We start from the raw sequence: 13,387 nt of genomic DNA, 5'->3' as shown, positions 1-13,387 counted from the left end.
AATTTTTATTCTTAAAGATTAAAAAAAAATAATTCGTGAATTCGTGGCGGAAAAAAATTAAAATCTAAAATTAAAAATGAGAGTATTTAAATTTGGTGGAGCATCTGTAAAAGATGCCGATGGAATTAAAAACGTATACGACGTTTTACAAAAAGTGGGTTATGAAGATGTGATTTTAGTCGTTTCGGCAATGGGGAAAACGACAAATGCTCTTGAGGTTGTGATCAAAAATTATTTTGACAAATCACCAGAGTTGAATTCATCTGTACAAGAAATTAAAAAATATCACAATCAAATTTTATTAGATTTATTCGAAGATGAAAAACACAGTGTTTTTGAAGCTGTAAAAGCACAGTTTTCAGAATTAGAATATTTTTTAGCACATAATAAATCTCCTAATTACAATTTTGTCTACGATCAGATTGTGAGTTTTGGAGAATTAATTTCGACTACAATTTTAAGTTATTTTATGAATTTTATGGGCATTCAGACGCAATGGCTTGATGTTCGTAATTTCATTAAAACCAATGCAAATTACAGAGATGCAGAAGTAGATTGGGAAACAACACAGCAGCTGATCAGCAAAAATGTACCGAGAAAAATATTGAACATCACGCAAGGATTTTTAGGTGCTGATGAAAATAATTTCACTACAACTTTAGGCCGTGAAGGTTCTGATTATACCGCAGGAATTTTTGCTTACTGTTTAAATGCAGAAAGCGTAACAATTTGGAAAGATGTTCCAGGAGTTATGAATGCAGATCCGCGTTATTTTGAAAATGCAAGTTTGTTAAACCAAATTTCGTATCGTGAAGCAATCGAATTGGCTTTTTACGGCGCAACGGTTATTCACCCAAAAACATTACAGCCGTTACAGAAAAAAGAAATTCCATTATACGTAAAATCATTTATAAATCCATTATTAAAAGGAACTTGTGTTTCTAAAGGTGTTGATTTAGAGCCACAATATCCTTGTTTTATTGTAAAACGAAACCAGCTTTTGATTTCACTTTCCTCGATAGATTTCTCTTTTATTATGGAAGAAAATATCAGTGAGATTTTTGCTTTGTTTCACCAATTCAAAATAAAAGTGAACTTGATTCAGAACTCTGCTATTAGTTTTTCTGTTTGTGTTGAAGATAAGTTTGAGAATTTTAATGAATTGAATGCGATACTTTCGAAAAAATTCAAAGTAGATTATAATGAAAATGTGACTTTATACACGATTCGCCATTTTACAGAAAATGCCGCACAGACCGTAGAAGAAAACAAAGTGGTTTTACTAAAGCAAGTTAGCCGCGAAACGATGCAGATTGTAACGAAAGAGATCGAATAATTCTTCAGAGAAAGAGTTAATTATATCAATTCAACAAAAAGACTTCTTTACTTGAAGTCTTTTTTGTTTTTATAAAGATGTTAACTCCCTATAATTTTGCGTTTTTAATACTACTTTTGACTTTTTAGAGTTAAAGTATTTATGTTGAAAAAATTACTGTTTTTGACGGTTTTTATCTGGTTTTCTGGACTTCAGGCTCAGGAAACGGAATCATCGTACAAAACCAAAAAAGTAATTGCAACACGAGATACCATTCATTTAGAAGAATTCAGTATCAACTCGAGTTTTTTTCAAATATTAAATACTAAAAACGAACCGCTCGATTCAACTTTTTACAGAATAGATTTTCAAAAAGGAATTTTGCTTTTTAATGAAAAACTAAATTCAACCTCAGACACTTTAATTGTCAATTATCTTAAATATCCTGATTTTATAACCAAAGAATACAGCCTCTACAAAGCAAATCAAGTGGTTACGAATGATGTTGGCACTGAGAAATTATACAAAATAGAAAATACCAATGCCAAAAAAGTTATTCCGTTTGACGGATTGAATACTTCTGGAAGCATTACGCGAGGCGTTACAGTTGGAAACAATCAAAATACGGTTTTAAACTCTAATCTAGATCTTCAGATTACTGGTAAAATTTCGGATAAAGTCAGTTTGCGGGCTTCACTTCAAGACAGCAATATTCCGTTGCAAGATGGCGGTTATTCGCAAAAACTCGATCAGTTTGATAACATTTTCATGGAACTTTTCAGCGATGACTGGAACATCCGCGCAGGCGATGTTTTTTTAGAAAACAGGAAAACGCAATTTTTGAGTTTTAATAAAAAAGTTCAGGGACTTTCGACGAGTTTTAATTTTGACACCGATAAAAGCAAAACCAATGTTTTTGCCTCAGTTGCTTTTGTAAAAGGACAATATGCTAAAAGTACTTTTACAGGACAAGAAGGCAATCAAGGTCCGTATAAGTTAAAAGGACAAAACGGCGAATTGTATGTTTTGGTTATTTCTGGTTCTGAGCGCGTTTATGTAAATGGTGTTTTGCTGAAACGCGGTGAAAACAACGATTATGTGATCGACTATAATGCGGGTGAGATTGTTTTTACATCGCTTTTTACGATTACTTCAGAAATGCGTATTAATATAGAATATCAATATTCTGAGCGAAATTACAACCGGCTTGTTACTTATGCAGGCGCGACACACGAAAACAAAAATTGGAGTTTTGGCGGTTATGTTTATTCTGAAAATGATATGAAAAATCAGCCGTTGCAGCAAAATCTATCTACAGCTCAGGTTCAGGTTTTAAGCCAGGCCGGCGACAACACAGATCTTATGAAAGCGCCATCTGCTTATGAAGATTCATACGCAGAAAATAAAATTTTGTATAAAAAAACAATTGCAAACTCAGTTGAAGTTTATGAATATTCGAACAATTCGAGCGATGTTTTATATAATGTAAAGTTCAGTTTAGTGGGCAATAATCTTGGAAATTACATTGTTCAGAACAACAATTCTGTCGAAAGAATTTATGAATATGTTGCTCCTGTAAACGGAATTCCACAGGGAAATTACGAGCCGATTGTGCAGTTGGTTCCTCCTATAAAACTGCAAGTCGCAACTTTTTTGGGAAAATATAATCCGAATGAAAAAACGCTGGTCGATTTTGAAGTCGCCGTAAGCAACAATGACAAAAATTTATTTTCGGGTATTGATGATGCCAACAATGAAGGAATTGCTTTAAAAACAAATATTAAAAAACGCCTTTTTACCAGAAGCTGGACTTTAGACGGATTTGTAAATTATCAGTTTGTTCAGGAAAATTTCAAATCGGTTGAACGTTTATATAATATTGAATTTAATCGAGATTGGAATTTAAACACTACTCTTTTTGGAAATCAAAGTTTATTGGTAACCGGTTTAAACTTTAATTTATTTGCCAAAAAGAAAACCTCAAATATTGGTTTATTAACCTATCAATTTGAAAAATTAGATTTTACAGAAAGTTATTCGGGATCGCGCCACACTACAACCGCCTTTTTTAAAATTAAAAAATGGACGATTGAAAATCAAGGAAGTTTTTTGGATAGCGACGCTACTGCTTTTGCTTCAAAATTTATTCGGGATCACGCGCGAACTAAATATCATTTTGGCAAAAACTGGATTGGCGCCAGCCTGCAGATCGAAGACAATCAGGAAAAAGATAAAACCACGAATCAATTTTCGGCTTTAAGCCAAAGATTCACAGAATATGGTGCTTTTATTGGAAGAGGAGACAGCACAAAAGTGTTTACGGAAATTGGTTTTCTGCGCCGTCGCAATGACAGTTTGCAAAACGGATTATTACAGCATGTAAACAATTCCCAAACTTATTATTTAAGATCGAAACTGATTCAGACTAAAAAAACAGATTTGGCAGTTTATATGAGTTACCGAAATTTAGATTTTACAGATACATCAAGAAAAAATGAGCCTTCGTTAAATTCTAGAATTCTATATAACGATCGTTTCTTTAATCAATTTATGCAAGTTGGAACAGCTTATGAAACAAGTTCAGGAACTATTGCACAACAGGAATTTACATATATCGAAGTTCCGACTGGACAAGGAGTGTATACTTGGAACGATTATAACGGCAACGGAATTGAAGAATTACAAGAATTTGAAATCGCGCAATTTTCTGATCAGGCACGCTATATCCGAATCTTTTTACCGAATCAGATTTACATTAAAACCAATCAAAATAAATTTTCTCAGTCTGTTGCTCTAAATCCATTGCAATGGCAAAATGAAAAAGGCTTTAAAAAATTCGCTTCTTATTTTTACAATCAGACTTCCTTTATTATGGATAGAAAAGTAAAAAGTGAGGGCGAAAGGTTAGAACTGAATCCGTTTGCGTCTTCAGAAGAAAATGTTTTGGGATTGAATTCGAGTTTTAGAAATAGTTTTTACTATAACCGAGGCAAACAAAAACATTCTGTAACGTATTCTTATTTAATTAATAAAGGAAAAAATTTGCTGTCGGTTGGATCTCAAAATGTCGAAAACAGCTCGCATCAATTGCAATACACGCATTTATATCAAAAAAGCTGGCTTTTTAATTTCTTTACAAAAACCATAAATACCAACTTAGTTTCAGAGGATTTTGTCGAAAAAAACTATGATTTAAAAGGGTATCAAATTGCACCAAAAATCAGTTATTTATTTTCGAAAAACACCAGTTTAGATTTCTTTTATGAATTTCAAAACAAAGAAAATCAGATTGGGAATTTAGAAACTTTAGTTCAAAACAGATTAGGAACTTCGTTTTCATTTGCTGGAGAAAAAAAAGTAACCTTGAATGGAGAGTTTTCTTTTTATGAAAATAAATTTACTGGAAATGAGTTTTCGTCAGTGGGGTTTCAGATGCTGGAAGGACTTCAGGCTGGACAAAATTTAGTTTGGAAATTGCTTTTGCAGAAAAATATCACACAGTTTTTAGATATCAATTTAAATTATCAAGGCCGAAAAAGCGAAACGGGTAAAACTGTTCATACTGGAAATGTTCAGCTTCGTGCTTATTTTTAGCCCTTTGCAAAACCTATGCATAAATTGTTTATTTTTAATTTGAATTTTAAACCTTTAACCTTATGAAAAAATTATTTTTATTGTGTTTCATAGTTGTTTTTTCTTCTACATTCTATGCTCAGGAAACAACTGAAAAGGCTACTAAGAGCAAAACCGAAGCTGCGGCAAAAAAAGCCAAAGCAAAAAGCGATGCAGACAAAGCTGCTGCCGACGCTAAAAAAGAAGCCGCAAAATCTAAAAAAGCTGCAGATAAAGCGACGGAAGCATCGACAAAAGCTAAAAAAGAAGCAGCAAGCGCTGCCAAAAAATCAGCTGAAAAAGACGCGACCAAAGCAAAAAGTGAGGCAACAAAAGCAAAAACAGAAGCTGACAAAGCAAAGAAAACAGCAACAAAAGCTGAATCTGCATCAAAAACAGCTAAAAAAGATGCCGATGCAGCCAAGAAAGATGCCACAAAAGCAAAAAAATCTTCAGCAAAAACTTTAAAAGAAACAAACGAAAAAGCTCCGGCTGTTCCAGATAAAGTTACAGGAGAGTATAATGGAAAGAAAGTATATACAGGACCAAGAGGCGGTAAATACTACATTAATAAAAACGGTAATAAAACTTATATTCAGGATTAAAAGAAAGTTACCAAGACTTTGATCCTGAGATTGTAAGATACAAAACTGTGAAGCCGAACTTGCGTTCGGCTTTTTTTATTCAATCTAAAAAATGGCAAAAACTTAGTTCCCACAGTCCCAAAAGTTTGGGGATAGAACCTTAAAAAAAATATTGAGTTAATAATTTAGTAATACATTCAAAATAACACAGAAAGCTTATTTCTTTATCTTCGTTTTTAAAAAGCGTTAATTATGAGCATTGACTATTCTGCGAACAAAACAATTTTAGTTGCTCCATTAAACTGGGGATTGGGCCATGCCACAAGATGTATTCCGATTATTAAAGCGCTTCAAGAAAACAATTTTATTCCGATTATTGCGTCTGACGGTGTTGCATTAGCTTTATTGAGAAAAGAATTTCCTTATATACAAACACTTGAACTGCCATCGTATCATATTGAATATGCTAAAAACGGCAAAAACTTTAAATGGAAACTGATTAAAAACTTGCCTAAAATGATTACTGCTATTTTAGACGAGAAAAAAATCGTTAATTCCTGGATTAGAAAACATGGAATTGACGGCATTATTTCGGATAACCGATTGGGTGTTTTCAGCAGAAAAATTCCATCTGTATTTATGACGCATCAATTGAATGTCATGACTGGAAATACGACTTGGTTTACCAGTAAATGTCATCAATATTTTATAAAAAAATATACCGAATGCTGGGTTCCTGACACTAATGAAGGAACAAATTTAACGGGTGAATTGGGGCATTTAAAAACCAATCATCTGAACTTAAAATATATTGGGCCTTTAAGCAGAATGCGCCAAAAGGAAACTCCAAAAATATATGATTTAATGATCATTTTGTCTGGACCAGAACCTCAGCGCACTTATTTGGATGAAAAACTGCAAAAGGAAACTGTAAATTATCCAGGAAAAGTTGTTTTTATTCAAGGTATAGTAGAGAAAACACAAACCAAATGGCAAACAGGAAATGTAACATATTACAATTTCATGAATTCAAAACAATTAGAACAAACTTTTAATGAAAGTGAATTTGTACTCTGCCGTTCCGGATATACAACCGTAATGGATTTGGCCAAACTCGGAAAGAAAGCTTTCTTTATTCCAACTCCCGGGCAATATGAGCAGGAATATTTGGCGATAAAACTTCAGGAAGAAAATCTTGTACCTTATGCATTGCAAGACGACTTTACGATTGAAGATTTATCAAAGGTAAAGTCGTTTAAAGGTTTGTCTCAATTTAAAAATGATATAGACTGGGACTCGTTATTTACTGTTTTTGAAGACTAACTTAGAAGTTAAACTGCGCTTGCAATCGCAATAAATTTCCTTGTTGCCTGTTTATTGGGAGTACGCTGTCTTCAAAAGTTCTGTCTGCGATAACATATTCTGCAGTTAGTTCGAAAGCTTTCATTGGCTGCCATTCGATACCTAATTCGTAATCTCTTACAACATAGCTTCTGGCATCTTTTTCATATTTTTTTCCTCCATCATAATATTGAAATTTAGCGAAAGGATAAATATGCTGTTTTTTAATGTCCCATTTGTAATTCAATAAAACATAACCGCCGTCTAAATCTGTTTCATCAACAGTATTTGTTAGAGTATTATATCGCGGTCCTTTTCCTATATTATATTCGGTCTGGATTCCAAAAGGTCTTGGGTATAAAACGAAAGTCGCGCCTATTCTCTGGTCTTTTACATATTGAGGATCATTGACTATAACTCCTGATGAAATTTCTCCAGTAAAAGCCCATTTTCCTGTATAAGCCTGAATTCCGGGTTCGATAATCTGACTTCCGATAACAAACGGATATGTTACCCTCGCTACAACATTCAAATCTCTGTTTCCGTCTAATTTATTGGCAATTTGTCCGTTGTAAACTCCAAAGGCAAAAACGCCAAAATCGCCTGAACCTTTGTAACCGTCTTTTACCAACATGGCAAAACGTTCTCTGATTTCAGCAGGCGCCCAATAAAAGAATATCCCTAAATCACGCTCGTTTAATATTGCGCTGTTTAGTGCATCATTACGGTCTAAAGCCAAACGCTGTGAACTGGACTGCATATTTTCAAAACCATATGGAATTTTACTTTGCCCCACACGAACACGATATTCCTTCTTTTTATCAAAAGAAAGATCAAAATATAGGTCACGAATCTGAACAAAATTTTGGATTCCGGTACTTGGTGAACTGGCAAAATCAGGTTGAAAATAGAAAAAGACATTAGGATGAACTTGTCCAGAAAATACTAAACGCGCACGGCGAATAAAAAGTCCGTTGTTTGCTTTTGCGTCTGGAGCAGTAGAAGTTGTTCCCCAAGATTTATCGCATTGTTCGCACGAAACTTTGTCGTTTGTAGAAAAAAGACCGTTGTATCTTATTTGGGCATAACCTCTTAAAGAAATTTTGTCGTACCAATGTTCTTCTCCGCTGACTCCCGATTTGGTATCTGGAAGTTTTGCTTTGTTTATAGAATCTAAAATACGAATTACTTCGTTTTTTACATCCTGTTTATTTATTTCTTGAGCATTTGCTGTGAAATGTAACAACAACAAAACAATAATTAATTTTCTTTTTATCATCTTTTCTCTAATTCCCTTAATTTCAAGGTGCAAAGATCACTCACCTATGTTAAGAAATCATTAACAAGATGTTACCATAATAAAAATTTAATGTTATGGACTGAATCCAAATGTTTATTTATTGTTAAATGCGTTTATTTGAGCTTTAAGTATAAATGAGGTTACAATTATTTAACCTCGGGTTTTATTGTTTTATTTGTTTTTTCTAGCGTAAAAGAAAATTCAGAACCAATTCCGAATTCACTTTCGACATAAACTTTCTCTTTATGCGCTTCGATAATATGTTTTACGATCGCTAAACCTAAACCAGAACCGCCTTCAGAACGCGTTCCGCTTTTATCAACTCTATAAAAACGTTCAAAAAGCCTTGGAATATTTTGTTTTTCAACACCTTCTCCATTGTCGCTAATACGAATGAGCACTTTTTTCTTTGTTAGATTTACTACTCCAACTTCAGTTAAACCGCCTTCTTTACCATACTTAATAGAGTTTACAATCAAGTTTTCTAAAACCTGCTGAATTCTATCTTGATCGCCATGTACAAGAACTGATTTTATGTTTTTACTTTCAAAAGCCAAGTTGATTTTCTTTTTATCAGCTTTCATTTCTAATAAATCAAAGACGTTCTGAATCAGCTCAACGATATCAAAATCAGTCATATTCAAATCTAAATCACCCGATTCTAATTTAGTAATCATATCTAAATCTTCGACTATATATATAAGTCGCTCCACACCTTTCTCGGCACGTTTTAAATATTTTTTACGAATGTTCTTGTCATCCATCGCTCCGTCAAGCAAAGTCGAAACATAACCTTGAACGGTAAACAAAGGCGTTTTAAGTTCGTGAGATATATTTCCTAAAAACTCTCTTCGGTATTCTTCACGAATTTCAAGCATTTCGATTTCCAGCTTTTTATCAGTAGCAAACTTTTTCACTTCGCGCGAAAGCGTTTCCATATCTGTCGTTATGGGCTGATTGATAAGCGTTGTCGATTCTAACAACGAAACCTCATCGTAAATTTTCTTTACTCTTCTGTAAATAAAACGTTCTACACGATATTGCAAAACTAAAAATGAGAAAATATAAATTGAGATTATGAAAATTATTCCAAACGCAACTTGATGCTTTAGTTGATTTTTATAAAACAAATTCATCAAGATCAGCACAAATCCTGTCCCAAAAAGACTTATATATAATGCCGATTTTACAGCAAATTTGTATGTTTTTTTAAAATTAATTTTCATCGGTAGTATTAACCATTAAGAGATTAAGAAAAATTAAGTTTTCTTTTGAGTTTGTAAATTTCTTTAAATTAACATTTGAACTCAAAACAAAGTTAACTCAAAAACCATATAAGAAATTAAAGTTCACGTGATCTTTAATTTCCTATATGGTTTATTTTTTTATATAATCCAAATCCGTTTAATCTTCAGCAAAATACTAAAAGCCTTAGCAACTTAGAACCTCAGCATCTTAAAAAAACTTATACTTCAAATTTATAACCAACACCTTTTATTGTTTTAAAAAGGTCTTCTCCTATTTTTTCTCGAAGTTTTCTAATGTGAACGTCGATTGTTCTTCCTCCAACCACAACTTCATTTCCCCAAACTTTATCTAGAATTTCATCTCTTTTAAAAACTTTTCCAGGTTTAGAAGCCAATAAATAAAACAATTCGAATTCTTTTCTTGGCAAAGCAATTTCGACATTGCCTTTGATGATTTTGTATTCTTCTCGGTTAATCTCGATTCCGCCAACATTTAAGGTATCGCTGACTACTTCTTGTTCTTTTAACCTTCTTAACAAAGCCTTTACTTTGCTTACCAATAATTTTGGTTTTATTGGTTTTGTGATATAGTCATCAGCACCTGCGTCAAAACCAGCAACTTGAGAGTAATCTTCGCTTCTTGCGGTTAGAAATGTTATGATAACATTATTTAATTCTGGAATTTTTCTGATGTGTTCACAAGCTTCCATCCCGTCCATTTCAGCCATCATTACATCCATAATGATTAATTGTGGCAATTCTTTCTGAGCCTTTGCTATTGCTTCTTTTCCGTTAGAAGCCGTTACAATTTGGTAGCCTTCCTGTGCAAGGTTATAGCCAACGATTTCTAAGATATCTGGTTCGTCGTCAACTAATAAAATCTTGGTTTGTGTTTTTTTCATAAATAGCAAAAATAGAGATTCTTACATCAAATTTTCTTTATTATATATTCGATGTTTTTTATTTCACAGCGTAAATATACTAACAAAACAGCCGTTAAAAAATACGGTTAACTGTAATTTAATTTGGTAACAATTTGATAATCTTGACAACACAAAAACATAACAAGTCCCTAACATGAACTTTACATCGCGTTTCTTTCTTTGCACAAAAATAAATTAAACACAACACTGAAATGAAATTCAATTTAAAATTTCTATTTATCACATTATTTATCTGTACGATTTCGATCGCGCAAAACAAAGGTACAATTTCTGGTGTATTAACCGACAAAGAAACTAATAATGAAGTACTTCCTTTTGCAAACATCCTAATAAAAGGAACAAATATCAGCACAAACACTGACATTGACGGAAAATATTCGTTGAGTGTAAATCCAGGAACTTATACTATTATATTTAGCTTCGTTGGATATGAATCTGTAGAAAAACCAGTAACAGTTGCAGCAAACGAAACTGTCACTGTAAATCAAGTACTTTCATCTGGCGGTTATACGCTAAAAGATGTTGTTGTAAAATCGACAGCAAACAAAGAAAAAGAAACTGCTTTATTGCTAGACCAAAAAAATGCTGTTGTAATCAAACAAAGTATTGGTGCACAGGAAATGTCTAGAAAAGGTGTTAGCGATGTAGAAGAAGGTTTGACTAAAGTAACCGGAATCACTAAAGTTGGATCGAGAGGTTTATTTGTTCGTGGTCTTGAAGACAGATACAACAACTTATTAATTAACGATCTTGCTGTTCCATCAAACAGCCCTTTCTCAAAAATTGTCCCTCTTGACTTGTTTCCAACAAATATTATAGGTGTTATTGATGTATACAAAACATTTAACCCAAACATTTATGGAGATTTCGCTGGTGGAACTTTTAATATTCAAACTTCTAAAGTTTCTAAAAGCATTACCAAAATAAATATTGGCGCAGGATATACTACTGGAAACAGTTTTAAAGATTTCTTACTTTCTAGTGATGCAGATTCTGCTGCAGGATTTTTTGGATTTAACGGAAAAGACAGAGAGTTACCAAGCTTTTTAGGTGAAACTGCTGGCAGATCGACTTTTACAACAGATCAGGCATTAAACTCTGTAAGCGGTGATAAAGGTTTCAATGTAAATAAAAGCAAAAGCCCATTAAACTCTAGCTTCAATTTTCTTCATGCCGAAAAATTTGACCTAAGCAATGATCGTAACATTTCATACTTATTGTCTCTTAATTTCGACAATAGTTATGCTGTTAGAGAAGGTGTCAGCAGAACACTTCAAACTCTTGGTGATAAATACAATAATGATTTTATTAATACTGAATATCGCCTTAAGACCAGTACATCTGCGTTAGTAGGAGTAAATTATACTACTGAAAGATTTAAGTTAGCGTTTAACACATTGTATTTAAAAACAACATTAAATTCAATTTTAGATCAATACGGAGTTTTAAGCAATAATGGAGTTAAAAATAACTTTATCCGTACTAACCAATTGGACAAAACGGATTATTTAAATGCTCAATTATTAGGAGAATACAATTTGACAGAAGATAAAAACCAAACTTTAAAAGCAGGTGTATCTTATGCAAATACAAAATACGGACAACCTGATAGAAAATTTTTCTCAGGTACGCAGGAAGCTGAAAATCAAATTAACACTTCTTATGGTGGAAACAACTTCTTACGCCAGTATTTAGATGTAGACGGAAATGTATTCGTTTCTGGATTATTAGAATACAACTTGAAATTTGGAAAAGATGCAAAACAAAACAAATTGACAGTTGGTTATAATGGAAATGCTTCTAAAATGGAATCTTCTTACCGATTCGTTGCAAGTAACGGTGGGACTTTTTCATCAGCAGACATAAACAATATTGACACAAAAATTACAAATGACATTAACAGTAGTGCCGTTTTCTTTAACGAAAGTTCAAACACAACGTACAAAGTAAAACTTAATGAAAGTGCAAATGCAGGATATGCAAACTTATTCTTGAAATTTGCAGAAAAATTTGAACTTAACGGAGGAGTAAGAGTTGAAAGCACTATTAAAGAAACATATTACAGAACTTTAGGTTCTTTTGATGATCCTTTCAAATTAAAAAAATACAACAACCTTTATGTTTTGCCATCGTTAAACGTAAAATATCTTTTAAACGAAACCTCAAACATTCGTTTTGCAGCAAGTAAAACATACACAAAACCGGTTGTAATGGAATCTTTCCCGATATCATACATCAATGCAGATAATACTTCGACACAAGGAAATTCTTTATTGAAAAATAGTGACAACTATAATGTTGATTTGAAATACGAAATTTTCCCTACAAATAAAGAAATGATGACTTTTGGAGTATTCGGGAAATATATTGACAATCCGATCGAGAGAACTTTTATTGCTAATGCAACATCTGGAACTGTAACTACATTTTTAAATTCAGATAACGCAACATTATTTGGAGCTGAAGTTGAATTTTTATTAGGATTAAACAGAATAAGTGAAAATTTAGAACATTTCTCTTTTGGATTGAACGCTTCAGTTATGTCAACAAAAGTAAATGTTGCAGCTACTTACGAATCTCAGGACGAAGACGGTAATATTACAGTTAAAAATTCAATCGAAACACACCAAACAAGATCTTTACAAGGTGCTTCAGACTGGTTAGTTAATTCTGATTTGAAGTATGAATTTAATTTAGCTAAAGACTGGACAAATACAATGTCACTTGTTTATGGTGTATTCGGAAAAAGAATTTATGCAGTAGGTACAAACGGTCAGGACAATACTTATGAATTACCAGTATCGCAATTAGACTTTGTTTGGGGAAGTAAAATCTCAGAACATTTTGATGTAAAATTCACAGCTGACAATTTATTGAATCCAGAAAGAAAATTAGAATTTGGAAACAACGGAACTGTAAAAGTTGACGAACCATCTTTATTAGCCAACAGCTATAAAAAAGGTGTCGGTTTCTCTTTCAAAGTTGGATATACTTTTTAATACAACAACATACAAAATTCAAAGCTCCAGATATCTGGAGCTTTT

Annotated in this window: 8 protein-coding genes; 5 read left to right on the top strand and 3 right to left on the bottom strand. The window is 32.8% G+C overall.

The features are described from left to right. Positions 1–76: 76 nt before the first annotated feature. The 4 genes from IR010_RS14715 (at position 77) to IR010_RS14700 (ending at position 6,834) form a co-directional block, all read left to right on the top strand. Positions 77–1,336, top strand: coding sequence for an aspartate kinase (locus tag IR010_RS14715; RefSeq protein WP_194570405.1), 1,260 nt, complete (start codon positions 77–79; stop codon positions 1,334–1,336). A 141-nt stretch (positions 1,337–1,477) separates the two neighbouring features. Further along, positions 1,478–4,909, top strand: coding sequence for a hypothetical protein (locus IR010_RS14710; RefSeq protein ID WP_194604876.1), 3,432 nt, complete (start codon positions 1,478–1,480; stop codon positions 4,907–4,909). A 62-nt stretch (positions 4,910–4,971) separates the two neighbouring features. After that, positions 4,972–5,532 carry a hypothetical protein gene (locus tag IR010_RS14705; protein WP_194604873.1) on the top strand — a complete coding sequence of 187 codons (561 nt, stop codon included), beginning with the start codon at positions 4,972–4,974 and terminating at the stop codon, positions 5,530–5,532. A gap of 231 nt (positions 5,533–5,763) precedes the next feature. After that, a complete protein-coding gene (locus tag IR010_RS14700) occupies positions 5,764–6,834 on the top strand; it encodes a glycosyltransferase (RefSeq protein WP_194604871.1) in 1,071 nt (356 codons plus the stop codon). Position 6,835: 1 nt separating this feature from the next. Here the strand turns inward: IR010_RS14700 and IR010_RS14695 are convergent, their stop codons facing one another. The 3 genes from IR010_RS14695 to IR010_RS14685 form a co-directional block, all read right to left on the bottom strand. Next, positions 6,836–8,131 (bottom strand): porin, encoded by a 1,296-nt coding sequence (locus IR010_RS14695; RefSeq protein ID WP_194604868.1) that lies wholly within the window; start codon positions 8,129–8,131, stop codon positions 6,836–6,838. A gap of 167 nt (positions 8,132–8,298) precedes the next feature. Continuing rightward, positions 8,299–9,378, bottom strand: a complete 1,080-nt coding sequence (locus IR010_RS14690; RefSeq protein WP_029270645.1) for a sensor histidine kinase — start codon at positions 9,376–9,378, stop codon at positions 8,299–8,301. A 239-nt stretch (positions 9,379–9,617) separates the two neighbouring features. Further along, entirely contained in the window at positions 9,618–10,301 is a 684-nt protein-coding gene (locus tag IR010_RS14685; protein WP_029270647.1) for a response regulator transcription factor, read from the bottom strand. Between the two features lie 233 nt (positions 10,302–10,534). On the opposite strand from IR010_RS14685, the gene IR010_RS14680 reads away from it, so the two are divergent. After that, complete coding sequence (locus IR010_RS14680) at positions 10,535–13,342, top strand: TonB-dependent receptor (RefSeq protein ID WP_194570400.1); 2,808 nt, start codon at positions 10,535–10,537, stop codon at positions 13,340–13,342. Positions 13,343–13,387 lie beyond the last annotated feature (45 nt).

It is taken from the genome of Flavobacterium sp. MR2016-29, assembly GCF_015350695.1.
In the GTDB taxonomy this organism is placed as follows: Bacteria; Bacteroidota; Bacteroidia; order Flavobacteriales; family Flavobacteriaceae; genus Flavobacterium.
Note: the sequence above shows the minus strand (reverse complement) of the source record. Positions and strands in the feature narration are given on the sequence as shown.

What these genes read in the sequence shown, in the direction of transcription:
- IR010_RS14715 (WP_194570405.1), top strand. Translation starts at nt 77, where the DNA reads ATGAGAGTATTTAAATTTGGTGGAGCATCTGTAAAAGATGCCGATGGA.
- IR010_RS14710 (WP_194604876.1), top strand. Translation starts at nt 1,478, where the DNA reads ATGTTGAAAAAATTACTGTTTTTGACGGTTTTTATCTGGTTTTCTGGA.
- IR010_RS14705 (WP_194604873.1), top strand. Translation starts at nt 4,972, where the DNA reads ATGAAAAAATTATTTTTATTGTGTTTCATAGTTGTTTTTTCTTCTACA.
- IR010_RS14700 (WP_194604871.1), top strand. Translation starts at nt 5,764, where the DNA reads ATGAGCATTGACTATTCTGCGAACAAAACAATTTTAGTTGCTCCATTA.
- IR010_RS14695 (WP_194604868.1), bottom strand. Translation starts at nt 8,131, where the DNA reads ATGATAAAAAGAAAATTAATTATTGTTTTGTTGTTGTTACATTTCACA.
- IR010_RS14690 (WP_029270645.1), bottom strand. Translation starts at nt 9,378, where the DNA reads ATGAAAATTAATTTTAAAAAAACATACAAATTTGCTGTAAAATCGGCA.
- IR010_RS14685 (WP_029270647.1), bottom strand. Translation starts at nt 10,301, where the DNA reads ATGAAAAAAACACAAACCAAGATTTTATTAGTTGACGACGAACCAGAT.
- IR010_RS14680 (WP_194570400.1), top strand. Translation starts at nt 10,535, where the DNA reads ATGAAATTCAATTTAAAATTTCTATTTATCACATTATTTATCTGTACG.